Origin of the sequence: Elizabethkingia miricola (assembly GCF_001675285.1) — a bacterium.
In the GTDB taxonomy this organism is placed as follows: domain Bacteria; phylum Bacteroidota; class Bacteroidia; order Flavobacteriales; family Weeksellaceae; genus Elizabethkingia; species Elizabethkingia miricola.
Genome location: NZ_LSGQ01000030.1, coordinates 312,079 through 338,283, shown reverse-complemented (window position 1 = coordinate 338,283; position 26,205 = coordinate 312,079). Strand labels below are relative to the sequence as shown.

Sequence of the window (26,205 nt, the reverse complement as noted above, 5' to 3'; positions counted from 1 at the left end):
TAAATTGCACATTATTGTGTGAACTTTTAAATAATAATAGAAATATTTGCGGAATTATTGAACTATTAATCGTGAGTCCCACCACTCCTTAGGTTTTATGTGTATTTGGTTTGAAGGATCTTGTACCCAATAAGTGTTATCGATGTTTAATTTATAGGAGTATACTCCCGGAGGAACTTTCAGTGAGCAAATCCATTCATTTCCAATTTTGGTAAAGGGATTTGCTTTAACGTCATAATTATTGAAAGATCCGGTTAACGAAATTGTTTCAGCCCCCTGAAACCCTTTAATTCTAAATGTAATATTCCCATTGTTTTTGCCAAAAATATTTACATAGTAGTTATTGGGATTTATTCTACGCACTTTACTATACAATGCATTTGCTTTTTTTGTGTTACCGGATAATAAGAAACTGTTTGCTAATGCTGTAAGAGTACTTTCTGAATTTGGGAAATATTTCAGATTAAGGGCGAATATTTTTTCTGCATCGGAAACCTTACTGCTATCAATTAGCTGATAACCGACTTGGATCAAATCTTTTTCGGAAAATAAATAACTTTTATCAGACTTTCTTTTTTTTACATATTCAATAGTCTTATGAATGCCATTTTGTAAGTAGGTAGACATAATTTCATTTGTAATGTTTTTAGGGAAAAGATTTTTAATTTCAATTTCCTGTTTTCCTTTTTGTAAAAGTGATATTAAATCAATTTTATTTACCTGTGTAAAATTATGTCTCTGATATAAGTAAATTGTATTATTCTTAAGATCGCAAACCTGAGAATAAATAGTTGCATTATCAGTTTCTAATTGCGAAGTACTGTCCAGTATTTTGGAAAATTGTGCTACAGATATAGGTTCGGAATTTAATAGCTGGTAAGCTGTTTTTCTCCGCCAGCACTTAAAATCTTTATTTATAGGGTCGTTTAAGTTATAGTTTGTAAGGACGTATTTGTTGTTATTGGGGCGAATTATATAATTAGCATTAATAATTGCATAATCTCCTGATTTATCAGCAACGAATACCTGGGTCTTTTCGTACCAGGTCAGATTATATTTGCTGACTAATTCAATTACTTCATTTACTGTACTGCACTCCTGCAGCACTTTATCAACAATATAGCCTTCAAAGTCTTTTTTTTGAGAATCTTTTACAAGTTCTACTTTTTGGGGTAAAGCTGCTGCATCAAAGAACAAACCTTTGTCGTTCATACCTCCTTCTGGATACTGCTCTTCAAAACCCCATAATACATAAGCGTTTTGCTTCTCTACAGCTGGTCTTACCCATAGATAATTCTTTAATGTGGGTTTGTAATCCTCGTTATTTCCAACTAAAACCTTTTGCTTGTCGGATGCAATAAAAATGGTACAGGCTAAAGATATTTTGAATTGAAATAAAAACAGGATCAAAAATAAATCAGGTATTAATTTATTGATTTTCATAGCCTTGTGTTTTAATGATGTATGCCAAAATTATAAAAAATAAACTTCACAAAATATGTGAAGTTTATAATTATATGGTATTTATGTTGTGAATGACTAAAGTGCTATTTCTATTACTTCTTTCATTTTATTTACATAATGAATGTTCAGATTTTTAAGATATTCTTTCTTTATTTCTTCAACATCTTTACGGTTGGCTTCACACAAAATAACATCTTTGATACCGGCGCGTGTTGCGGCTAGCAATTTTTCTTTAATTCCGCCCACAGGAAGAACTTTTCCACGAAGTGTAATCTCTCCGGTCATAGCCAGATTAGACTTCACTTTTTTGTTGGTAAAGCTGGAAACCATAGAAGTTAACATGGCAATACCTGCTGAAGGTCCGTCTTTAGGTGTAGCTCCTTCGGGTACGTGAATGTGGATGTTTTTATCTGTTATTTGTTCTTCCATCATACCTAGTTCTTCATACTTAGCTTTAATATATTCTAAAGCAATAGTAGCAGACTCTTTCATAACATTACCCAGGTTTCCGGTCATTGTTATGGTTGTGCCTTTACCTTTGGATAATATACTTTCAATAAACAGAATATCACCACCTACACTTGTCCATGCAAGTCCGGTAACAACTCCCGGTACATTTGTCGTCTCAGAAAGGCTTTTAGGGCGAGGTACTCCAAGAATTTCATCAATCTTTTCTACAGTAATTTTTGAATCATATTCCTGCTCCATTGCTTTTTGTAAAGCTACCCAGCGTACAACAGAAGCAATGTTTTTTTCCAGTCTTCTTACACCGCTTTCCGAGGTATGAGCCTCAATGATGTGGGCGATTTCTTTATTTCCCAGTTTTATAGCGTCGGATGTCAATCCGTTTTCTTTTAGCTGCTTACTGATAAGGTGTCTTTTAGCGATTTCGATTTTTTCTTCCAGTGTATATCCGGAAATGTCAATAATCTCCATTCTATCTAATAATGGACGCTGTACAGCACCAAGGTTATTGGCTGTAGCGATAAACATGGCTTTGGACAAGTCATAGCCGTATTCTAAGAAGTTGTCGTAGAAGGAATTATTCTGTTCCGGGTCTAAAACTTCCAGAAGAGCTGACGATGGATCACCGTGTACACCCGTACCAATCTTATCGATCTCGTCTAAAACAATAACAGGGTTAGATGTTCCAGCTTTTTTTATTGCCTGAAGTATTCTTCCGGCCATGGCACCAATATAGGTTTTGCGGTGGCCTCGGATTTCGCTTTCATCATGAAGTCCTCCCAAAGAAATACGGATATACTTTCTTCCCAAAGCATCAGCAATGGATTTTCCTAAAGAAGTTTTACCAACTCCCGGAGGGCCTGCAAGACATAAAATAGGAGATTTCATGTCGTTTTTCAGCTTCAGAACAGCCATGTGTTCCAGTATTCTTTTCTTGATGTCCTCCAGTCCAAAATGAGCTTTGTCCAGAACTTTCTGTGCTTTCTTCAGATCAAAAATATCTTTAGAATAGGTTGCCCATGGCAGATCTGTAAAGAAGTCCAGATAATTACGCTGAACGTTGTAATCCGGTGAATTAGGATTTTGTCTTAACAGTCTTCCTAATTCCTTCTGGAAATGCTGTTCTACATCTTCATTCCAGTTTTTCTTTTGTGCTTTCTCACGAAGTTCATCGGCATCACCTTCTGGCCCGCCTCCCAATTCTTCCTGAATAGTTCGGATCTGTTGGTTAAGAAAATATTCTCGTTGTTGCTTATCCAGATCGCGACTGGTTTTCTGGTGGATTTGATTTTTTAATTCTATTTTCTGAAAATCCTCAGATAAGAGCTCATAGCATTTGGCTGCACGCTGATATAGATCTTTAATTTCTAACAGCTGTTGCTTTGTTTCGGTTGGGAAACTTGCATTAGAGCATATAAAGTTGAGCAAATCTGCTTCTCCGGTAATATTTTTTACAGCAAAGTTTGCTGCATTCGGAATATTAGGGTCAATTTCGATAATGCGCAGAGAGATATCCTTGATGTTATCTATTAAAGCAGCAAATTCCTGCTTGTCCTTTTTAACTTCTGTATCTTTTAATCTGGTGATTTCGGTGGTAAAGTAAGGTTCCTCGGTCAGCATCTTTTTTACTTTACAGCGGTCTACACCTTTAATAATAGCTGTGATATTTCCTTCGGGAAGGTTAATGATCTTCAGGATCTTGCCAAGGGTTCCGATTGTATTCAGAGAAGATGGGGTAGGCTCTTCTTCTGACGCATTTTTCTGGCTTACTACTGCGATAAGTTTGCCCTGTTTGTGCGCCTCCTGCAGTAGTTTGATTGATTTTTCTCTTCCTGCTGTAATAGGCATAATCACTTTAGGGAAAAGAACGATGTTGCGAACTGCAAGTAATGGGAAGATCTTTTGGTTTTTCTCAGTTTCTTTGTCTATACTGTCTTTTATTTCCTCTTCAATAATGTTGAAACCGTCTTCTAAAAAATCTTCGATTTCTAATATTTCTTTGTCGCTCATACTATGTCAGTTTGTCATAAAAAAATAAACTCCGTTTCAGCTTCGTGTATAAACAACTGAATTTTCGGGAGTAGCTAAGATGGCACAATAGATATGCCATTGTGAAATAATTTTTTTTTTAGGACAAAATTTCTGCTTTCAAATTTATTGAGGTATACTAAAAAAAATTCTTTATTCCATTAAAAATGTTTATTTTCGCACCTTGATATTCAATAAAAGTTTACAAATAATTTTAAAACGAAAATACATTATTAATGGCAGTTTTAAGTGAAATTAGAAAGAGGCCTTGGATCCTGATAGGTTTTTTAGCCATCGCGCTTTTGGCTTTCCTGGTTAACCCAGATAGCTTGGACAAAGTATTTGGTAAAGACCCTAATATTTTAGGAAAAGTAAACGGAGAAAAAATCACCCGTGAAGAACTGGATGATCAGATTTTTCTTTTACAACAACAGTCTCAGGGACAGCCTAGAGAGGCTTTAGAAGAGCAGGCATGGCAAATGATTATTCAGTCTAAACTAATCAAACAGCAGTTTGAAAAAATGGGACTGAAATTAACTGACGAAATGTTCTGGAATCAAATTCAGTACGATCCGATGTTTGCTCAGAATCCTCAATTGGTAGACGAAAAAGGGAACTTTAAAGTTCAGGAACTTAAAAAAGAAATCGAGGCTATGAAAGCCCAGAACCCGGAGCAGTATGCTAACTGGCTTAAAATGAAAAAAGGTATTGAGTACCGTATCATGGCAAGACAGTTCTTTGCAAACGTTACTGCCGGAGTTACTGCCAACAATAAAGAAGCTGCTGAAATCTTGAAAGAAAGAGATCAGTTAGCGAATATTGATTATGTAAAAGTAGATTATGCTGCATTTGCACGTGTCAATAATGTAAAAGTTACAACTCAGGATCTTGCTGATTATATCAAAAAACATCCATTGATGTTCAAAGCAGATCCAAGCAGAAATATCGGGATTGTATTGTTCCCGGCTAAACCAAGCGCTCAGGATGAAGCTGCTACTCAAACGGAAATTAACAAACTGAATACTCAGGGTGTTGATATGGGTGCAGGAGTTGAAAGTTTCCAGAATACAAAGAACGACTCAATGTTCGTTACAGTTAATTCTGATGTACCTTTCAATTCTCAGTTCTTAGCATTGGCTCAGCAGCCAGAAGAAATCAGAAGTTTCTTAGGGGGTGCAGCTGTAGGACAGTCATTCGGACCATACAAAGTACAGGACCGTTACTATGTTGTTTCTAAATTAGTTGGGAAACAGCCTAGTGATTCTGTAAAATCAAGACATATTCTTATTGCTTTCAAGGGAAGCCCAGCTGATCAGGCAGGAAAAGAAAAAAGAACAAAAGAACAGGCTAAAAAGCTTGCAGATAGTATTGGCGTTGTTGTAAAAGCTAACCCTGCTAAATTTACTGAGTTTCTTAAGTTTTCAGCTGATCCGGGATCTGCTGCGCAAGGAGGTGAATTGGGATGGACTACTCCAGAAACGCCATTCGTTCCTGAATTTAAAGCATACTTAGCTGCAAATCCAAAAGGAGCTACAGGTGTTGTTGAAACTCAATTTGGTTATCATATCATCAACATCGAAGACAAGAAGTCAGGAGCTATGGGTTACAAAGTGGCTAATCTTGTAAAAGAGATCAAAGCTTCTGATAAAACAAATAGTACTGTATACACTGAAGCAAATAAATTTATTCAGGAAGTACAAGGTAAGAGCTTCAATGACTTTAGCAACATTGCAAAGAAGAAGAATTACACTTTTGCTAATCCAAAAATGGCAAAACGTTTCCAGGGACAAATCCAGGGAATTAATACAGATAAAGATGCAGATGTATTAGCATGGGCATTTGATAAGAAAACAAAAGCAGGAGATACTAATATCTTTACTACAAGTAATGGTGATTATGTGGTAGCTTACCTGAACGGAAAACAAGATGCAGGTCTTGCTGATCCTGAATCTGTACGTTCGGAAATTGAACCAATTGTAAAGAACCAGCTTTTAGCTAAAAAGATTATTGAAAAGATCGATGCTCAGAAACCTTCTTCATTGGATCAGGTTGCAAAGCTTTTCGGAGTTGCTAAAGAAAGCGGACAGATTAACATTCTGAACCCTGCATTAGGTGGAGGAATGGAGCCTAAAGTTGCAGGTGCTGCATTTGGTGCAAAAGCTAACCAGCTTTCTAAGCCAGTTGAAGGTACTGCCGGAGTATATGTGGTGGTTAAAAAGTCTGTTGCTGAAAACAAACAAGGTGGAGATACGAAGTCAATTGCTCAGGCATTGATGCAGCAAGGATCACAGATGTACGGACAGGCTTTATTGAAGAGTCTTCAGGACAAATCTGATATTAAAGATTACAGAATAGAGATTTATAATAAGGCAGCCGCAGGTCAGCACTAAAAAATAAAGATATTCTAACAACATAAAAAGCAACCGTTATCGGTTGCTTTTTCTATTTATTGAATAATTTTTCATACTTTAAAAAACCTTATATTTGCTCATTAAAATATATATTCGTGAAAATTTCCAAAGAAGTTAAAGCAGGACTTATAGCAATTTTGGCCATCGTTGGTTTTGTTATTCTTTTTCAGTTTATGAAAGGGAAGAGTTTATTCTCAACAGATGATAACTACTATGTAAAATACGACAACGTAGAAGGCCTCGCAAAATCAAGCCCTGTGTCCATCAATGGATTGAAGGTAGGTCAGGTTACAGAGATTAAGCCGATGACCCAGAGTAATGGTCATATTTATTTTGTGGTAAAAATTAGTGTTAATAATGATTTTGTGTTTTCAAAAAATTCAAATGTTGAAATTTTTGAACCAGGACTAATGTCTGGCAAAGAAATCAGAGTTAATCTGGCATATAACCAACCATACGCTAAAAATGGTGATACTCTGAAGGGAGCTTTCAAACAGTCTATGATGAATAGCCTTTCGTCTCAGGTAGGGCCGGTAAAAGATAAACTAACATCTGTATTATCCCGTCTTGATTCTGCTGTAGCAAGTACCAACAAAATTATGGATGATGAAAACAGAAGAGAGATTAAGCTTCTTTTGAAAAATCTTAATGGTACGGTTGAGTCATTCAAAATAACCTCACAACAGACCAACAAACTTTTGGCTGGTAGTGAAGGCAGACTGAACAATGTGCTGGATAATGCTAATAAAACAATGATTACGGCTAACAGTACTGTAGATAAATATGGTAAGGTAGCTGAAAGCATTAATACAAAACAGCTGAATGATGCAGTTGCTAAATTAAGCGAAACATCTGATCAGTTAAATAAGGTTATTGCAGGGATAGAATCCGGAAAAGGATCTTTAGGTAAACTGACCAAAGATGAAGAACTGTATAACAACCTTAATAAGTCTGCCGCTTCGCTTAATGCGTTGATGGAAGACCTTAAAGCCAACCCGAAACGTTATATTAATATTTCGGTATTTGGTAAATCTGCTAAATAATATTAAATTTAGATATGCAATATATTGGTAACATTTTGTTTCTTATCCTCCTTATAGTAGGTTTCGGACTTTTCTTTAAGAGCCTTAAAGAGCTTGTGCGTAATGTTAATCTGGGAAAGGATATCGATCGTTCAGATAATAAAAATGAACGTTGGGCTATTATGGGCCGTGTGGCACTTGGTCAGGGCAAAATGGTTAAAAGACCTGTTGCAGGGATATTGCATATTTTGGTTTACTTAGGATTTGTTATTGTAAATCTTGAGCTTATAGAGATTTTTGTAGATGGACTTTTCGGTACGCACCGTTTCCTTGCCGGAGTATTAGGACACAGTTTTTACAATGTGTTTACTGCTGTTTTAGAAGTTATGGCTTTCCTGGTAGCGGTTTCTATTGTTATATTCTTTATAAGAAGAAACATTGTACATGTTCGCCGGCTTAATATGAAAGAACTACTGGGATGGCCGAAGAATGATGCCAACTGGATTCTTGTTATAGAATTTGCCCTGATGATGGCATTCTTTAAAATGAACACTGCAGATTGGGTTTTACAGCAGAGAGGAATTTTACCTGTACATGGTAACTTCCCGGTTAGCTCTCATCTGTTTGCACCGATATTTAACAACTTTAGTAATGGCTTTCTGATCTTTACAGAAAAGGCAGCATGGTGGTTTCATATTATAGGAGTATTCTTCTTTATGAACTACTTGTATTACTCTAAGCATTTGCATATTATTTTTGCCTTCCCTAATACATGGTTTGCAAATCTTCAGAAGAAAGGGAAATTCAATAACCTTGATTCTGTGACAAAAGAAATAAAGCTGATGATGGATCCAAATGCAGATCCATATGCCGCAGCACCTGCAGATGCAGATCCAAATGCAGTTCCTGATAAATTTGGGGCAAATGATGTGTTCGATCTGAATAAAGTACAATTGCTTAATGCTTACTCGTGTACAGAATGTGGCCGTTGTACAGCTGTTTGTCCGGCAAATATCACCGGGAAAAAGCTTTCACCGCGTCGTATTATGATGGCAACGAGAGACAGACTGGAAGAGGTTGGTAAAAACATTAATAAAAACGGGAAGTTTGTAGATGATGGTAAAAAGCTTTTGGACGATTATATCTCCCGTGAAGAGTTATGGGCATGTACAACTTGTAATGCTTGTGTAGAAGCTTGTCCGGTACTTATTGATCCACTTTCCATTATATTCGAAATGAGAAGGTTTATGGTAATGGAGCAGTCTTCGGCACCTCAGGAACTTAATCTGATGATGACGAATATCGAAAACAATGCTGCACCTTGGCAGTATAATCAGGCAGACAGATTAAACTGGGCGAACGAAAGCTAATATAACAATGTAAAAATATAACAATGTAGCAATATTGGTAAACAGTTACATTGATAAATTGGTAAACTAAGAAAAATGGACTTCACTATAAAAACAATGGCTGATTATATGGCTGAAGGCAAAGCTCCGGAAGTATTATTCTGGGTAGGTTGTGCCGGAAGTTTTGATGATCGTGCTAAAAAAATAACAAAAGCTTTTGCAAAACTCCTGAATAAAATAGGAGTAGAGTTTGCTGTATTGGGACAGGAAGAAAGTTGTACAGGTGATCCTGCAAAACGTGCAGGTAACGAGTTCGTTTTCCAGATGATGGCACTAACCAACATAGAAATCCTAAATGCATACGAAGTAAAAAAAATTGTAACAGCTTGTCCACACTGTTTCAATACTCTGAAAAATGAATATCCGGAACTGGGTGGTCATTATGACGTATTGCATCATACACAATTCCTAAAGGAGTTAATGGCTGATGGAAGACTGAAAATAGAAGGTGGAAGCTTTAAAGGAAGAAGAATTACTTTCCACGATCCATGCTATCTTGGTCGTGCAAATGATGAATATGAGGCACCAAGACAGCTCCTTGAAAAACTGGATGCAGAGCTTGTAGAAATGAAGCGTTGTAAAACCAACGGACTATGTTGTGGAGCAGGTGGTGCACAGATGTTTAAAGAGCCCGAAAAAGGTAATAAAGACATCAATATAGAAAGAACAGAAGAAGCACTGGAACTGAAACCAAATATTGTAGCAACGGGTTGCCCGTTCTGTAATACAATGATGACAGATGGTGTGAAGCATTTTAATAAAAATGAAGAAGTTCAGGTAAAAGATATTGTTGAGCTTATAGCTGAAGCAGAAGAATTGTAGAATTAAATTGTATTGTGATGAAAATTGAATCTTCAGAAGTTGTAGAAACTAACGATTACAGAGTTATTACTTATCCGGCAAGCAGAGCATTTACGGCTAAGGAAGCTAAAGATATTACAGAACGTATTTATGATTTTTTAGGCGGATGGAAGGCACATGGAAAAGAGCTTGAAGCTTCTTTTAAAATCGAAAAGAATCAATTTATTATTATCTGTGTAGACGAAGAGAAAGAGATGGCTTCCGGATGCAGTATAGATGCATTGGGTAAACTAATGCATGAAATTGATGCAGATTATCAGCTTGGGCTTTTCGACAGAATGAAAGCTTGTTACCTGGAGAACGGAGCAGTAAAAACATTGAAACTTACAGATTTTCGCTCTAAAGTAAAAAATGGAGAGATAGATGAGAACGTTGAAGTTTTTGACTTTTCTAAAAACACTTATCTGGATTTCTTAAGTAACTTTTTACTTCCACTTAAAAAAAGCTGGGCAGGTCATATTGCCTAAGTTATAGCTGTTAGTTTTGTATATGAGGAAATGGCAATTTTTTTTCGGGTTAGCATTTATTTTTCTGCTTGTGACAGCTTGCAGGCAGGATGATGGTGTACACCAGAATATTGATCAGACGATCAATATATATTTTCAGGATACTAATGGCAATGATCTTATTATTCCGAATGATGCTACAGGATATGCCAGTAGAATTACCTTTATAGATAATTTGTCTATTACGGGTAATACTGCAGTTTCGGGTATAACACCGGGAGTGGATGATGCCAAGAAAAACTATATGCAGTATATTGCCGGAGCTACAAGGCAGGGATTACCTGATTCAACTGCTACCAGTAAGAAATATGAATCTCAGATTTTAATTAATTATAATAAAGTCGCTAATGATACAAAAGTGATGGCACAGGATCAATTAGATATTATCTACTCCTGGACACCAACACTTTTTAGCGTATCGAGTATTAAATTAAACGGTAATGAAGTTTTTAATGGTTCCAGTGGCCAGCCAAAAAATATCCTAATTACCAAACAATAATTTTCCGGTAAAATACACACACATCTTTTCAGAATTTTATAATTTACAGCATGGTTTTTTTAACTTTGCAAAACAATTCATATTATGTTACAAGTTAATTTTTTGCGTGATGAGAAAGCACGCGTTTTAGAAGGTTTACAAAAGAGAAATTTCAAGAACCCTGAATTGGTAGATTTGGCTGTGTCCACTGATGACCAACGTAAGAAAATTCAGTTTGAACTTGACTCGCAACTTTCCGAAATGAACAAAATCTCGAAAGAGATTGGTGCTTTAATGAAAGAAGGCAAAAAAGAAGAAGCTGAAGCAGCGAAGCAAAAGACTACAGACATTAAAGAAAGAAGTAAAGAACTTCAGCATGAATTAAATGAGGTTGAAAAATCACTTTTACAGATTCTTTATCAGATTCCAAATATCCCTAATGAGCTTGTGAAAGCTGGTGTATCTGAAACCGATAATGAAATTGTATTCCAGAATTGTGATGTTGAAGGTTTAGGAGAAGGGGCAATCCCGCATTGGGAGCTGGCAGCTAAATATAACATCATCAATTTTGAATTGGGGGTGAAGATTGCCGGAGCAGGGTTTCCGGTTTATTTAGGCAAAGGAGCACGTTTACAACGTGGATTAGTACAATACTTCCTGGATAAGAATACTGAAGCCGGATATATTGAAGTAAACCCGCCACATGTGGTAAATGAAGCTTCTGGATACGGAACTGGTCAGCTGCCTGATAAAGAAGGGCAGATGTATTACATCAACGAAGATCAGTTATATCTTATCCCTACTGCAGAAGTGCCGGTAACTAATCTTTACAGAGACGAATTATTGGAAGAAAGACAATTGCCTATTCTTCATACAGCATTTTCTCAGTGTTACAGAAGAGAAGCAGGATCTTATGGTGCCCATGTAAGAGGATTAAACAGACTGCATCAGTTTGAAAAGGTAGAGATTGTAAGACTTGAAAAGCCTGAAAATTCTTATGCTGCTTTGGACGGAATGGTAGAGCACGTAAAAGGTATTCTTGAAGACCTTGGGCTTCCTTACCGTATTCTTAGACTATGCGGTGGAGATACCGGATTTGGAGCTGCAATGACATATGATTTCGAAGTATGGAGCGCTGCACAGGAAAAATGGCTAGAAGTAAGTTCAGTATCTAACTTTGAATCTTTCCAGGCTAACAGACTTAAGTGTCGTTATAAAGCAGATGGTAAGACTCAGCTGGTACATACACTAAATGGTTCTGCAATGGCATTGCCACGTATTATGGCTGCAATCTTAGAGAATAATCAGACTGCAGACGGAATTGCTATTCCGGAGAAATTAAGAGCTTATACAGGATTTGATAAAATCTAATCAAATTCAATAATATACAGAAAGCGACCCGATTAATAATCAGGTCGCTTTCTTTTTATAATTAACAAAATAAATTTTAATGTGAATGTTCTTCGGAACTGTGTCCCGGAGTGTGACAGCTTGCAGCATCTTTAGAGATTCCCATAGCCTCAGAAGCAGGCGAAAGATACGGAATACCTATTTCCATACCACGGAGAATAAAAAGTCCGCCAAGAATAATCATAACGATAGGAATCACTTTTAAAACCTTTATTCTTAAAGCCTGATTCATTAAATTTCCAACCAGTACAACTGCGAACATAAATGGAAAAGTTCCAAGTCCGAAAATTCCCATAAATGCAGCCCCCTGCCATACGCCACCAGCAGCCAGTGAAGCTGTAAGTGCCATATAGACCATACCACATGGTAGTAGACCGTTCAGTAATCCTGTGGTAAAACGGGATTTGTAATCTGCTTTTTGCAATAGCCGGCCCAGATTAATCTTCACTTTTAACAATGCCTTATTGATAAAAGGTATTCTGGAAGCAAAGTCTTTTCCTCCGAAAGAAAATAAAGCCATAATAATAAGCATAATTCCAACGGAAATGGTAAGAACCTGCTGGAACCCTGCCATCTCGAATCCTTCGCCTATAATGCCCAAAATGGCGCCTAAAACAGTATATGTAAGTATACGTCCAAACTGGTAAGTCAGATTTTGCAAATAGAAATTGGTCTGCTGCTGTTTAGTCAGCCCCATAGAAAGAGCAATAGGGCCGCACATCCCGATACAGTGAAACCCGGATGCAAAACCTAATCCTATAGCTGATATGACTAATGCGAAGTCCATATAAGGTTATAATCTATCTGATATGCTTTACCGGAATTTTCTTTCCAGTTAAGTTTTAATGTGTAAGATCCGTCTTTTAATATACCTGCTTTAGCTGGTATAAAAATAGAATTATTACTGTCTAATTCAGTTTCCTTTTTAATATCCAGATTAGAGTCTTCAGTTCTGAACAGGAAAAATTTGAATTTTGAATTAGCATTGGTAAACTGCTTTGGAAAAGTAATTCTTATTCCATCAGCATTCTGAGTATATACAGGTTTTTCTGCTAAACTAGCCGCTGCTGTTTTAGCGTCGATTACATCCTGGTATATTAATTCGTCTTCATAGTAGTTTTCTGATACCATTTCCGAGGTTTGATAACCTCTTGTATAGAAGAATATCATTCCAAGTATAAAAGCAATAAAGCCTGCTAATGCAAGGACCATCCCATGTCCCCAAGTGAATTTAGATTTCATAATTACAACGTCATTTTAAATGGTCCCTCGAAGTAGGTTTCATAAGAGTCGATAAGGGCTCCTTTCTGGTCATAAACTCCGATAACTATATTTTGTTTTGAAAGGTTTATTTCTTTTGAAGGGAAGGAGATATTAATTGTTCCTTTAGTGGAAACATCCCGCTTCATAATAATTTTGTTAACCCCGCCTATTACTTCAATTTCTCCATTTTGAGGTGAGATTATTTTAATAGTAACAACTTTGTCTTCATTACTTTTATTAAGAAGAGTATAATTGTATACATTGATTGTACGGCTGTCTTTTACGTAATAAGTAGATCCTGCAGGTTTTATAAATTTACCTTCAACAGCAGAACGGTTAAGGATAATGAATGAAGATCCTACAATAAGTAAAAGCAAAACTGCAGCGTAAGCTTTCATCCTTGTTGTGAATTTAAATTTCTCTCCTTTCTCTATTTCATCTTCAGAAGCATAACGAATCAGTCCTTTTGGAAGACCAACTTTGTCCATTACTTCATCGCAGGCATCAATACATGCTGTACAGTTGATACATTCCAACTGCTGGCCGTTACGAATGTCAATACCCGTCGGACATACAACAACACATTGTCCACAATCGATACAGTCTCCTTTTCCTGCTGCCTTACGATCTTCGCCTTTTCTCCATTTAGAACGGTTTTCACCACGCTTAAAATCATAGAATACGTTGATGGTCTTTTTATCGATCAATACACCTTGTAATCTTCCGTATGGGCAAACCAGTGTACATACCTGCTCTCTGAACCACGCAAACACAAAATAGAACGCTGCTGAAAACAGAATCATGACAAGGAAATTATCGTAATTCTTAACAGGTCCTTCTTTCATTATTTCCAGCACTCTTTCATATCCTACGATATAAGAGAACATCAGGTGGGAAATAATTAATGAGATAAGAATGAAGAGGCTCCACTTCAGTCCGCGTTTCCAGATTTTCTCTGAATTCCATGGCTGTGAATCGAGACGAATTTGTTTGTTTCTGTCACCTTCTATAAGGTATTCTATTTTACGGAAAACACTTTCCATAAAAATTGTCTGAGGGCATATCCATCCGCAGAATATTCTACCAAAAACAACAGTAAACAGTGTAATGAAGATTAATCCTGTAATAGCACCTATTGTCAGAATAAAAAAGTCCTGAGGGTAGAATGGCTGCCCGAAAATAAAGAACTCACGATCCAGAATATTAAATTTCAGAACAGGGTTTCCGTTTATTTTCAGGAACGGTAAAACAAAAAATACAATTAGCAGGAGTGTACTTACAATGTTTCGGTAGTTGGTGTATTTTCCCTTTGGTTTCCTCGGGAATACCCATTTCCGTTTACCGGTGTTGTCCATTGTACCTACAGAATCCCTAAATGTTTCGGCCTCTACAACGTAAGCCTGTTCAAAATCTGATTTTTGTTTTTCTGTTGCCATAACTCAGTCCTATATAAAAAATAAAAAGTAATAGCTGGGCTATTACTTTCTTGGTGTTCCTTTAACCCATGGGGCGACTTCTCCTTGCGGAGCTGCTCCTCCTTGTGCTTGTGTAATCGGAGGTATCTCCTGATTAATGTGGTAAATGTATGCTGCAATTTTTTCAGCATCTTTTCCTGTAATTACACCTTCTTTAATAAAGGCTCTCATCGCAGGGTTATTAGGAGATCCGTTTTCGTCCATCCAGAAAACGTTGTGGAAAACGTCTTGTTCTTTAACGTTAATCCAGTAGTCATCTGTTAAGTTAGGACCGATTCCCCCTTTACCACCCTGTCCGTGACAAGATGCACAGTTAGAGTCAAATAACTGTTGTCCTTCAGGGATATTCGCAGGGTCATATTTTGCAGTTTCTACTGTAATCTTAGGAGCTGTTTTCTCATACTCTGCAATTGCAGCTAACTGTTCTTTGTATTCTTTTTCATATTCTGCTACCGGGTGCGCATAGTCAGTAAATGCATAAGCAGAAACGTACACTACGCAGAATATACATCCGAAGTAGAATAGACCTAACCACCATTTTGGAAGTGCGTTGTCTAATTCTGTAATACCATCGAAACCATGGTCGATGATCATATCCTGCTCTTCAGCATTAGATTGCTTTTTGAATGCAGAAGCCCACAATCTTTTGTAGTATGGAGTCTTCTTGTCTTCAAGATAAGCTTTCTTCTCTTCCTCGGATAGCTTTTGAAAACGATTGTTTTCTATAAGATCACCAATTCCGTTTGCTATAAATACCATGATTCCGGCAATAATAATAGTAGCCCAGAAGTATGGAGAGCCAAAGAAAGAAGTGTTTTGCACAAACATATTGTAAACAATGATTAGCAAAGCCACCACAATTACAAAGTTTACAAATACGGGCGTTCTTGGTTTCATATCGTTTTTTTCTTAATGTAGATTATTATTGATTTCGTCACCATCTTCCAATGGTGCATTTTCTCTGTCCCTGTAGTATTTTTTAGGTTTTTTAAAAACCACATATACCAATCCTATAAAGAACAATACAAATAAGATAAGCGCCAGAGTCTGGTATAACCCTACATTTTCGCCGTTGCTTAGTATGTCTTTAAAGTTCTGAGGGATCATTTTAATATTATTTTTTAGTTGTTGCTTGCTGTCTGTACATCTGTAGTCTTAATGTCAGTACCTAATCTCTGAAGGTATGCGATAAGTGCTACAATTTCTCTCTTCTCTATTGGAACAAATTTGTCTCCTTTAGCAACTTTTTCTTTATCTACTTGATCTTTAACATCCGCAGCTTCAGATAAAATTTTCTTAACGATTACTTTAGCCTGGCTATCTGCCCATGCATTAGCTGAATCTATCTGTCCTTTAGTATAAGGTATATCAAATGAATTTTTCATTAGTTTCATTTTGTCTACCATATGTGTACGATCCAACTCGTTTGTAATTAACCAAGGGAAACGTGGCATAATAGAACCTGGAGATGTTGATCTCGGGTTATACATATGTTTGAAATGCCAAGAATCTGGGTTTTTATTACCTTCTCTTTGTAAATCCGGACCAGTTCTCTTAGATCCCCAAAGGAATGGGTGATCGTATACGAATTCACCAGCTTTGGAATACTGACCGTTTTTACCATCAAATCTCACAATCTCATCACGGAAAGGTCTGATCATCTGAGAGTGACAAGCGTTACATCCTTCACGGATATATAAGTCACGTCCTTCTAATTCTAACGGAGAATAAGGTTTAACCGCAGAAATTGTAGGAACGTTTTTCTTTATTGTTAGTGTAGGGATAATCTCTACAGCACCACCAATAGATAGTGTAATGAATGCTCCGATAGAAAGTAGAACCGGCATTCTTTCAATCCATAAGTGAACAGGTTCACCAGCTTTTCTGTCATTACCAATTTTAGCTAATGCAGGAGCTTCTGCAGGAACTTCTTTTTGGAAAGAACCTTGTCTAACAGTTTTGAAGATATTCACTACCATTAGGATTGCACCTGTTAAATACAGGGAACCTCCAAGGAATCTTAATTTGTAGTAAGGAATAATCGCTGTTACAGTATCCAACCAGTTTTTGTACATCAAAGTACCATCCGGGTTAAATTGCTTCCACATCAAACCTTGTGTGAAACCAGAGATATACATTGGTACTGCATAGAAGATAACTCCTAATGTACCTAACCAGAAATGCCAGTTAGCTAGTTTTATTGACCAAAGTTTAGTTCTCCATAAGATTGGAACCATGAAGTAAATTACCCCAAATGCCATAAAGCCATTCCATCCTAGTGCACCTAAGTGTACGTGACCAATTACCCAGTCGGTAAAGTGCCCAATTTTATTTAATGTTTTTGTTGCTAATAATGGTCCTTCGAATGTTGCCATACCATAACATGTAACAGCTACTACGAAGAATTTAAGTACCGGATTTTCTCTTACTTTATCCCAAGCTCCTCTTAATGTTAATAATCCATTTAGCATACCTCCCCAAGATGGTGCGATAAGCATAATAGAGAAACCTGTTGCTAAAGCCTGAGCCCAACCTGGTAAAGCTGTATACTGAAGGTGGTGAGGACCAGCCCAAAGGTATACGAAGATTAGAGACCAGAAGTGAATAATAGATAATTTATAAGAGAATACTGGTCTGTCAGCAGCTTTCGGCATAAAGTAATACATCATACCTAATACTGGTGTCGTCAGTACAAATGCTACTGCATTGTGTCCATACCACCATTGTACGATAGCATCTTTTACCCCTGAATATACTGAATATGACTTCCAGAAATCTAATGGAACTTCTAAGTTGTTTACAATGTGAAGTAATGCTACCCCAATCCATGTTGCAAGATAGAACCAAATGGCTACATATAAATGTCTTACTCTTCTCTTAGCAATTGTACCAAACATGTTAAGACCGAAAACTACCCATGAAATAAGGATAAGTATATCTACTGGCCATTCATGCTCTGCATATTCTTTTGAAGTGTTGAAGCCCATTGCAAAAGTAACCCAGCTTACAACAATCATAATCTGCCAAGTCCAGAAGTGTACCCATGAAAGTGTATCACTGTACATTCTGGTTTTCAGTAGCCTTTGCATACTGTAGTATGCGGCACAGAAAAATGAATTACATACAAAAGCCCAGATAACAGTATTGGTGTGCATCATTCTGATTCTACCAAAACCAAGTGCTCCTTGTGTATTAATTAGTCCCTGAATATTTCCGCTTTTCAAACTCTGAATTGTTGTATCATCTGTACCGAAAAGGAATTCCGGTAATTCAGGGTAGAAAAGCATCAGAGCTGCTGTAAGCCCTAATATAAATCCTGCTATACCAAATACAATCGTTGCGTACAAGAATGCACGGACGATATTATTGTCATAACTAAACTTTTGTGTCTCCATTTTATAAAATCGCTATTTTTTATCTATTTTTTCGTCTTCTTCTATCTCGTCCTTCGGCTGTTTTTTTTCCTGATCTTTTTCCTTCTGAATCTCAGAATCAAAAAGCATTCTCACAGCAGGGGATTCGTCGTCTTCAAACTGCCCGTTTTTGGCTCCTATAATAAAAATAATTAAGAAGATAACAGCCAACGAAACGCTGCATATAATCATTAAATATAGAATGTCCATAAGTTGTGCAAATATATGAAACAATTGCTTCTGCAAATTTACATATTATCTATGAGATTAGTCATTGAACGTTAAAAAGCGTTAATTTAAAACGTTTCTAAATAACAAAAGCGTATATTGGGGTTTCGACTATCCTCGGCGTGACCTGAAATATTTTAGAGATGTCAGCCATGTTGTTGCGGACGTAAATATGACTACGCTAATGGAGCTTGCAGGCATAAGGATGGCAGCTACTAGAGGAGACATTTTCCCTATTACAGCAAGCGTAAGGCCTACAACGTTATAAAGTAAACTTATGATAAAGGTTGCTTTTACAATGCGGATTGCGTCCTTCGAAAGACGGAAGAAATCCGGCAGGTAGCCCAGCATATCACCATTCATAATAATGTCAGATGATGGGGTAAACGAGTTGCTGTCGTCTGCGATGGCAATACCTACATTACTTTGTTTTAGTGCACCGGCATCATTCAGACCGTCACCAACCATTGCAACCTTTTTATGCTGGTTTTGCAACGACTGGATATATTCCAGCTTTTGTTCGGGAGACTGATTAAAGTGAAGATCGTTTATGCTGCAAATCTGTTCCAGATTAGCTCTTTCGGATTCGTTGTCACCACTCAGGATATGCTTTTCGTATCCCAGCAGGTCATTGAATAGTTCTTTAAGACCTGTTCTGTATTCGTTCTTGAAAATATATTTACCTAAAATAGCGCCGTCTTTAGAGATGTAAACAGCGGTTTCTATAGTGTCTGAAGTTGTTCCTGTGAATTTTGCAGAACCTATTTTATACAAGTGGCTGCGAACTTTTGCTTCATAACCTTTTCCAGATATTTCAACGAAATCTTCTGTTGGATAATAAGGGTCTTGAATATCCAGAAATTCATACAGGGATTTAGACAGTGGGTGATTGGAATTTTTAAGAAGAGTCTTGATATTTTCTTTATCAAAAGCACTTAGTTCAATACCTTCAAAGGCAATATTTGCTCTCTTATTATAAGTGATTGTGCCTGTTTTGTCAAAAACCAAAGTATTGATTTTTGCCATCTTTTCTACTGTTAATGCGTCCTTTACATACATTTTGTGGCGTCCCATAATACGCATGATGTGTCCCATGGTAAACGGAGCGGAGAGAGCCAATGCGCAAGGACATGCTACGATAAGGATAGCGCAGGTAACCTGAAACATCTTTTGCATATCTACAGTAGACCAGTAGATTCCGGCAAAAAGAGTTACAGCTAATATGATAATAGTAAAGTACTTACTAATTGCATTGGTAAGTGTATCTAATCCGGTTTCGTGCTTTTTGAAAGCTTCCTTGTTCCACAGTTGGGTAAGGTAACTCTGGTCAACATTTTTAATAACCTCCAATTCCAGAACGGAACCTTTTTGTTTCCCTCCTGCAAATATTTTATCTCCCGGATTTTTACTAATAGTAGCCGCTTCGCCAGTGATGAAACTGTTGTCTATATTGCCCTCACCATTGATAAGGATTGCATCAACAGGTATAATTTCTTCATTTCTTACCAAAATTCTGTCACCTATCTTGATTTCGGAAAGCAGGATGTTTTTCTGCTCTCCACCAAAATCAACTTTTGTAACTGCTATTGGATAGAAAGATTTATAATCTCTGTCGTAGGACAATGCATTATATGTTCTTTGCTGGAAAATTTTTCCGGAAAGCATAAAGAATAAAAGTCCACAAAGAGTATCGAAATATCCCGGTCCGTAATTCGAGAAAATCTCATAACAACTTCTGAAGTATAGAACAAGAATACCAATAACAATAGGAATGTCTATCGTAATTCTTTTATTTTTCAGTCCGTACCAAGCTGATTTGTAATAATCGGAAGCGGAGAATATAACAACTGCCGTTGCCATCATAAACATTAACCAGCGGAAAAGAGGAGTGTAGTGTTCCAACCAGACGTCGTCCCGCCCAAACCATTTTGACCAGTATTCAGGAAGGGAAAAGAACATGCCGTTACCAAATGCAAATCCGGCAATAGCAACCTTAATCACTAAGCTTTTATCAACTTTTTCAGTCTTTCTTTCGGCTGTTTCGAGGTTGATTACTGGTTTGTAACCAAGATTAGAAAGGAACTGGGCCAGTTCACTTAGTTTTAGCTCTTCATGATTGAAAGATATCTGTACTGTTTTCTTAGTGAAATTCACTGTGGAATAATGTATAGAGCTATTTAATGTCTGTAGGCTTTCCAGTAACCATATACATGAAGAACAATGAATTACCGGAATTTTGAAGGTTACTAAAGAAGTGGCGCCTTCAGAAAAATCTACAAGACGGTCGAAAACTTCTTTTGTGTCCAGATAGTCAAAAGGAGCTGTATCATCACTAGGTCTTATCCCGGCTTTCTTATTTAAATCATAAAAACCGGTAAGGTTATTCATATTGAGGATCTCATATACAGACTTACATCCGTTACAGCAGAATGTTTTTTCGTCAAAGCTTATGATCTCTTTGTCAATGTCCTGTCCACAATGGAAACAGCTTTCCTTCATTTTATTATAGCTTTAGCATGCAAAATTATGACAAAAACTTTTGAGGAGCAGTTTAATTACGCTAAATTTGTCTGATTATTATCATATTAGCTTTCAAAAAGATGCCAGATTCTAAATTTCAACAGATTGAGACAGCTTTTTTAAAAACTTTCAATGAGAAATCTTTCAAAGAAAATCTCTCTAAAGAAGATTTTGAAAGATACCTTAAAGGTAAAGAAGTTCTAAGTCTTAAAAAAGGAGATACTATTTTTGACGAAGGAGATTTTCCACAAGGTGTCTATTTTATTGATAGAGGGACAGTTAAGCTTTCCAAGTCAGGTTTTTTCAAAAAAGAACAAATTCTAAGGTTTTGTGTAGAAGGAGATTTGGTGGGATATCGTTCCCTTCTTTGCGATGAGCCGTTCGGAGCAACAGCTGAAGCAATGGAAGATGCTGAGATTACCTTCCTTCCTGCAGAGACCTTCAATCATCTTTTAGAAGCAGACCCGAAACTTTCTTATGCTATGCTGCAGAAGATAGCATACGAACTGGGTGAGGCATCTAAAACAATTACCTTCCTGGCACAGAAAACAGTTCGCGAAAGACTTGCGGAAGTATTATTGTTATTAGAGCAAAAGCTTGGAACCGATCCTGAAGGTTTTATTAAAATATCATTAACAAGAGAGGAAATAGCCAACCTTGTAGGGACAGCAACAGAAAGTGCTATCCGATTAATTTCCGAGTTCAAACAGGATGAACTTATCAGTGTAGACGGAAGAAATATCAGAATTCTGAATCACGATAAATTAAAAAAACTGGGACACGTATCTATTTAGTCCCATTCAACCTTAGCACAAACAAATATGTCAGTACACAGCGAAATTAAAAGGGTGACAACTGAGTCATTCCGTAAAATGAAGTTTGACAATGAGAAAATTACGATGCTTACAGCATATGATTTCTCTATTGCAAAAATGGTAGATGCAGGTGGAGTAGATGCTGTATTGGTAGGCGACTCTGCATCTAATGTAATGGCCGGACACGAAACAACTTTGCCGATTACACTGGATCAGATGATCTATCATGCGCAGAGTGTAGTACGTGGTGTAACCCGTGCATTGGTTATTGTGGATCTTCCTTTTGGTACTTACCAATCCGATCCGCAAAAGGCACTGGATTCTGCTGTAAGAATTATGAAAGAATCCGGAGCGCATGCTATAAAACTGGAAGGTGGTGCTGAAGTAGCTGAATCTATAAAAAGAATTGTTAATGCCGGTATCCCTGTAATAGGACATTTGGGACTTACGCCACAATCTATTTACCAGTTCGGAACTTATAAGGTAAGGGCAAAGGAGGAAGCAGAAGCACAGAAATTGATTAGCGATGCTAAACTTCTGGAAGAATTAGGATGTTTCTCTGTTGTATTGGAAAAAATTCCGGCTTCCCTGGCAAAGCAGGTAACCGCAAGTATAAATATTCCGACAATTGGTATTGGTGCCGGGCCCGACTGTGACGGACAGGTATTGGTTTTCCATGACATGGTAGGAATGAATAAAGGTTTTAGTCCTAAATTCTTAAGAAGATATCTTGATCTTTTTGATGAAGTGGCTGGTGCTGTAGGACAGTATGTGAAAGATGTGAAATCTCAGGATTTCCCTAATCAGCAGGAAAGTTATTAAATACATGACAGAATCTCAGATCGTTTATGAGGATAATCATCTTTTGGTGATTAACAAACAGGTAGGGCAATTAGTGCAGGGTGATAAGACAGGTGATAAATCCCTTCTGGACGAAATTAAAGATTTTATTAAAATAAGAGATCATAAACCCGGAAACGTTTTTCTGGGTTTAGTGCATCGTATAGACAGACCAACTTCTGGTCTTGTTATTTATGCCAAAACCAGCAAAGCCTTGTCGAGGCTTACGCAGATGGTGAAGAACCGTGAAATTGAAAAGACTTATTGGGCGATCGTACCTAAAGAAATGATTCCTTTGGAGCAGAAGTTGGTACATTACCTTCGTAAAAATGAAAAAAATAATAAAGCCACAGTTTTTGAAAAAGTAACTGAAGGAGCAAAAGAAGCCAGATTGCATTATAAAGTAATCAGGACTTTGGATAATTATTATCTTTTAGAAATAGACCTGGAAACAGGAAGGCATCATCAGATCAGAGCTCAGTTGGCTAAAATTGGGATTCCGATAAAAGGCGATCTGAAATACGGAGCTCCAAGGTCTAATCCCGATGGTGGAATTCATTTACATGCCAGAAAGCTTAGCTTTACTCATCCGGTAACAAAAGAAGCGATTGAAATTATTGCACCAACCAACCCTCAGGATAAAATCTGGCAAGCCTGCGAAAAATAATTTTTTACACGAAAATAAATAAAAACTCTAATCTTCAAGATTAGAGTTTTTGTTTTTAGATATTTTATCTTTTTAAATCCTATATTCCAAAATATTATCTTCTGTATATAATTTTAAAAGATTTAAAATTAAATTAATTTGCATTTTTGCAAATTAATTACCTAAATTTGTCCCCTGTTTTTAAAATTTGATCTAAAAATGACGTTTGTTGTAAGACAAGCTATTGCTGAAGACGGCAAATACGCGCAAATGATTTGTGATGAAATGGAGAATTCCGCGAAACTTCGCGGAACGGGGATTGCTAAGCGTACACCGGAATACATTCAGAAAAAGATGCAGGAGGGGAAGGCCGTAATTGCTTTTTCTGACGATGGCTTATGGGCTGGGTTCTGTTACATAGAAACCTGGACAGGAGAGTTTGTTGCAAACTCAGGATTAATTGTTAATCCAAGATACCGAAAGTTTGGACTGGCACGGGATATTAAGCATGCTATATTCAGTCTTTCCCGTAAAAAATATCCGGAAGCTAAAATTTTCGGATTAACTACAGGGCTGGCTGTAATGAAAATTAACAGCGAACTAGGATACTGGCCGGTAACTTATTCGGAGCTGACTCAGGATGAAGATTTCTGGAGCGGCTGTAAAAGCTGTGTGAATTATGATATCCTGATGAGTAAAGAAAGAAAAAATTGCCTCTGCACGGCAATGTTATATAAACCTAAAAAATCTCAAAACAATGAAGAAGAAAGTAGTCTTAGCCTATAGTGGCGGTTTGGACACGACTTATTGTGCTTTGTATCTGTCGAAAACATTAGGATATGAAGTTCATGCTGTAACTGTAAATACAGGAGGATTTACAGCTGAAGAAATTCAGACGATCGAGCAAAAAGCATTATCGTTAGGAATTGCTTCTTACAGATGTGTAGACAGCGTAGTGGAATACTACGAGTCTTGTGTTAAATACCTGTTATTCGGAAATGTGTTGAAAAATAACACGTATCCGTTGTCCGTAAGTGCAGAGAGGACAATTCAGGCTAAAGTAATCGCAGAATACGCATTGGAAGTAGGTGCCGAGGCTATTTGTCATGGTAGTACCGGAGCTGGTAATGACCAGGTTCGATTTGATGTGGTTTTCAATATTCTGGCACCAGAGATGGAGATTATAACACCTATCCGTGATCTTAAACTAAGCCGTGAAGAGGAAATAGACTTCCTTAAAGAACACGGAGTGGATATGAATTTTGAGAAAGCTAAATATTCAATTAATAAAGGTTTGTGGGGAACCTCAGTTGGAGGAAAAGAAACCCTTACTTCACATGAATATTTACCGGAAGACGCATTTCCTTCTCAGGTTAAAAAAACTGAGCAGGAGCAACATACTTTACTTTTTGATAATGGCGAACTAGTAGGAATAGATGGTGAAGTTTATAACCACCCTACTAAAGCCATTAAAAAGCTGGAAGAGCTGGCAGCTCCTTTCGGAATCGGGAGAGATATCCATGTAGGAGATACAATTATCGGAATAAAAGGACGTGTAGGCTTTGAAGCTGCTTCAGCATTAATAGCACTAAAGGCACATCATTTATTAGAAAAGCATACGCTTTCTAAAAATCAGTTGGTTGTAAAAGACCAGTTAGCGGTAATGTATGGAAACTGGCTGCATGAAGCAATGTTCCTGGATCCTGTGATGCGTAATATTGAAGCTTTTTTCAAAAACTCCCAGACCAGTGTAAGTGGTAAAGTGTTTGTAACCTTTATGCCTTACCGATTTGTTCTGAATGGCATCGAATCACAATTCGATTTAATGTCCGGAAAGTTTGGCCAGTATGGAGAGATGAATAATGCATGGACGGGTGATGATGTAAAAGGCTTCTCCAAAATTCTGGCAAATTCATTAACAATATACCACCAGACAAATCCGGGATATGGAAAATAAAATTAAAGCCGGAATTGTTGGCGGAACAGGATATACAGGTGGAGAATTAATCCGTTTGTTACTAAACCATCCCTATGCAGAGTTAGCTTTTACATTGAGCAGAAATGCCGCAGGTAAAAAGATTTATAGTGTTCATCAGGACCTTTTGGGTGAAACAGAAATGGAATTCTCGTCGGAGTTACAGGCTGCAGATATACTTTTCCTGTGCCTGCCGCATAAAGAGAGCCAGCCTTGGTTGGAGAAGAATGAAATCTCTCCGGAAACAAAGATTATTGATCTGGGGAATGATTTCCGTTTAGAAGGAGAGTTTCAGGATAAAAATTTTGTCTATGGTTTGCCGGAGGTTCAAAAAGAAAAGATAAAAGGAGCTAATGAAGTTGCTAATCCAGGGTGTTTTGCTTCTGCAATTCAGTATGCATTATTGCCTTTAGCGAATAAGAAATTATTGAATCAGGTTTTTGTAACCGGTGTAACCGGAAGCACAGGCGCAGGTGTAAAACTACAGGATACAACGCATTTCTCGTGGCGAAATAATAATATATCGGCATATAAAACACTTTCCCATCAACATTTGGATGAAATAAAGCAGACGCTGGAAAGTGAAAACAAAAATTCTGTTGGTGTACATTTCGTACCATGGAGAGGAGATTGGCCAAGAGGCATTTTTGTAAGTGCAACATTAGAATGCGATCATTCTCTGGAAGAACTTTATCAGGCTTATGAAGAGTTCTATAGAGACCAGCCTTTTGTATGGGTTTCCAGGGAAGCCATTAACATGAAGCAGGTGGTAAATACCAATAAGTGCGCAATTCAGCTGGAAAAACAAGACAATATGCTTGTCGTACATTCAGCAATTGACAATCTTTTAAAAGGAGCTTCAGGACAGGCGATTCAGAATATGAACTTAATGTTTGGTTTTGAAGAGCAGGCCGGATTAAAACTAAAACCTTTAGCATATTGATTTTTATTAGGGACTTCAGCAGGCTCTGTAAGT

The 26,205-nt window shown here is 37.2% G+C and carries 23 protein-coding genes; 13 read left to right on the top strand and 10 right to left on the bottom strand.

The features are described 5' to 3' along the window. Positions 1-54: 54 nt before the first annotated feature. Together ATE49_RS15990 and lon are read right to left on the bottom strand one after the other, a co-directional pair. The gene (locus tag ATE49_RS15990) at positions 55-1,443 is read right to left on the bottom strand and encodes a linear amide C-N hydrolase (protein ID WP_090346982.1); all 1,389 of its coding nucleotides are present in this window, start codon (positions 1,441-1,443) and stop codon (positions 55-57) included. Positions 1,444-1,539: 96 nt separating this feature from the next. Then, a complete protein-coding gene (lon, locus tag ATE49_RS15985) occupies positions 1,540-3,939 on the bottom strand; it encodes an endopeptidase La (RefSeq protein WP_065082938.1) in 2,400 nt (799 codons plus the stop codon). A 254-nt stretch (positions 3,940-4,193) separates the two neighbouring features. Here lon and ATE49_RS15980 point away from each other — a divergent pair, with 254 nt between their 5' ends. The 7 genes from ATE49_RS15980 (at position 4,194) to serS (ending at position 12,015) form a co-directional block, all read left to right on the top strand. Beyond that, on the top strand, positions 4,194-6,347 hold the full coding sequence (locus ATE49_RS15980) for a peptidylprolyl isomerase (protein WP_065082937.1): 2,154 nt from the start codon (positions 4,194-4,196) through the stop codon (positions 6,345-6,347). A 116-nt stretch (positions 6,348-6,463) separates the two neighbouring features. After that, on the top strand, positions 6,464-7,411 hold the full coding sequence (locus ATE49_RS15975) for an MlaD family protein (protein WP_045182943.1): 948 nt from the start codon (positions 6,464-6,466) through the stop codon (positions 7,409-7,411). Positions 7,412-7,425: 14 nt separating this feature from the next. Then, positions 7,426-8,760, top strand: a complete 1,335-nt coding sequence (locus ATE49_RS15970; RefSeq protein WP_065082936.1) for a (Fe-S)-binding protein — start codon at positions 7,426-7,428, stop codon at positions 8,758-8,760. Between the two features lie 75 nt (positions 8,761-8,835). After that, positions 8,836-9,621, top strand: coding sequence for a (Fe-S)-binding protein (locus ATE49_RS15965; RefSeq protein WP_065082935.1), 786 nt, complete (start codon positions 8,836-8,838; stop codon positions 9,619-9,621). Between the two features lie 17 nt (positions 9,622-9,638). Then, positions 9,639-10,127, top strand: coding sequence for a hypothetical protein (locus ATE49_RS15960; RefSeq protein ID WP_065082934.1), 489 nt, complete (start codon positions 9,639-9,641; stop codon positions 10,125-10,127). A gap of 70 nt (positions 10,128-10,197) precedes the next feature. After that, positions 10,198-10,665: a hypothetical protein gene (locus ATE49_RS15955; RefSeq protein ID WP_260256192.1), complete on the top strand. Its 468-nt coding sequence runs from the start codon at positions 10,198-10,200 to the stop codon at positions 10,663-10,665. Between the two features lie 84 nt (positions 10,666-10,749). Continuing rightward, positions 10,750-12,015, top strand: a complete 1,266-nt coding sequence (gene serS / locus ATE49_RS15950; protein ID WP_065082932.1) for a serine--tRNA ligase — start codon at positions 10,750-10,752, stop codon at positions 12,013-12,015. 76 nt (positions 12,016-12,091) lie between these two features. Here the strand turns inward: serS and ATE49_RS15945 are convergent, their stop codons facing one another. From ATE49_RS15945 to ATE49_RS15910, 8 genes are all read right to left on the bottom strand, one after another. Continuing rightward, on the bottom strand, positions 12,092-12,841 hold the full coding sequence (locus ATE49_RS15945; RefSeq protein ID WP_045182953.1) for a sulfite exporter TauE/SafE family protein: 750 nt from the start codon (positions 12,839-12,841) through the stop codon (positions 12,092-12,094). Next, positions 12,826-13,296 (bottom strand): FixH family protein, encoded by a 471-nt coding sequence (locus tag ATE49_RS15940; RefSeq protein WP_009086791.1) that lies wholly within the window; start codon positions 13,294-13,296, stop codon positions 12,826-12,828. The genes ATE49_RS15945 and ATE49_RS15940 overlap by 16 nt, the downstream gene beginning before the upstream one ends. A 2-nt stretch (positions 13,297-13,298) precedes the next feature. After that, positions 13,299-14,753, bottom strand: coding sequence for a cytochrome c oxidase accessory protein CcoG (gene ccoG, locus ATE49_RS15935; RefSeq protein WP_059156017.1), 1,455 nt, complete (start codon positions 14,751-14,753; stop codon positions 13,299-13,301). Positions 14,754-14,795: 42 nt separating this feature from the next. Next, positions 14,796-15,689 (bottom strand): cbb3-type cytochrome c oxidase N-terminal domain-containing protein, encoded by an 894-nt coding sequence (locus ATE49_RS15930; RefSeq protein WP_045182959.1) that lies wholly within the window; start codon positions 15,687-15,689, stop codon positions 14,796-14,798. Between the two features lie 12 nt (positions 15,690-15,701). Beyond that, positions 15,702-15,899, bottom strand: a complete 198-nt coding sequence (locus ATE49_RS15925) for a cbb3-type cytochrome oxidase subunit 3 (protein WP_021347422.1) — start codon at positions 15,897-15,899, stop codon at positions 15,702-15,704. Between the two features lie 14 nt (positions 15,900-15,913). Beyond that, entirely contained in the window at positions 15,914-18,187 is a 2,274-nt protein-coding gene (gene ccoN, locus ATE49_RS15920; RefSeq protein ID WP_034871734.1) for a cytochrome-c oxidase, cbb3-type subunit I, read from the bottom strand. A gap of 12 nt (positions 18,188-18,199) precedes the next feature. Next, positions 18,200-18,415 (bottom strand): cbb3-type cytochrome oxidase assembly protein CcoS, encoded by a 216-nt coding sequence (gene ccoS, locus ATE49_RS15915; RefSeq protein WP_065082931.1) that lies wholly within the window; start codon positions 18,413-18,415, stop codon positions 18,200-18,202. 129 nt (positions 18,416-18,544) lie between these two features. Further along, on the bottom strand, positions 18,545-20,932 hold the full coding sequence (locus ATE49_RS15910; RefSeq protein ID WP_065082930.1) for a heavy metal translocating P-type ATPase: 2,388 nt from the start codon (positions 20,930-20,932) through the stop codon (positions 18,545-18,547). A 101-nt stretch (positions 20,933-21,033) separates the two neighbouring features. Between ATE49_RS15910 and ATE49_RS15905 the strand changes: the two genes are divergently transcribed. The 6 genes from ATE49_RS15905 to argC all read left to right on the top strand — a co-directional run bounded on the left by ATE49_RS15905 (position 21,034) and on the right by argC (position 26,172). Then, complete coding sequence (locus ATE49_RS15905; protein WP_009093794.1) at positions 21,034-21,747, top strand: Crp/Fnr family transcriptional regulator; 714 nt, start codon at positions 21,034-21,036, stop codon at positions 21,745-21,747. Positions 21,748-21,774: 27 nt separating this feature from the next. Next, the gene (gene panB / locus ATE49_RS15900; RefSeq protein ID WP_034871731.1) at positions 21,775-22,590 is read left to right on the top strand and encodes a 3-methyl-2-oxobutanoate hydroxymethyltransferase; all 816 of its coding nucleotides are present in this window, start codon (positions 21,775-21,777) and stop codon (positions 22,588-22,590) included. A gap of 4 nt (positions 22,591-22,594) precedes the next feature. Continuing rightward, positions 22,595-23,275, top strand: a complete 681-nt coding sequence (locus ATE49_RS15895) for an RluA family pseudouridine synthase (RefSeq protein ID WP_059156013.1) — start codon at positions 22,595-22,597, stop codon at positions 23,273-23,275. 198 nt (positions 23,276-23,473) lie between these two features. Continuing rightward, positions 23,474-24,040, top strand: coding sequence for an N-acetyltransferase (locus ATE49_RS15890; RefSeq protein WP_009086809.1), 567 nt, complete (start codon positions 23,474-23,476; stop codon positions 24,038-24,040). Next, the gene (locus tag ATE49_RS15885) at positions 24,012-25,211 is read left to right on the top strand and encodes an argininosuccinate synthase (RefSeq protein ID WP_065082929.1); all 1,200 of its coding nucleotides are present in this window, start codon (positions 24,012-24,014) and stop codon (positions 25,209-25,211) included. The genes ATE49_RS15890 and ATE49_RS15885 overlap by 29 nt, the downstream gene beginning before the upstream one ends. After that, on the top strand, positions 25,201-26,172 hold the full coding sequence (gene argC / locus ATE49_RS15880) for an N-acetyl-gamma-glutamyl-phosphate reductase (protein ID WP_065082928.1): 972 nt from the start codon (positions 25,201-25,203) through the stop codon (positions 26,170-26,172). Before ATE49_RS15885 ends, argC begins: the two co-directional genes overlap by 11 nt. Positions 26,173-26,205 lie beyond the last annotated feature (33 nt).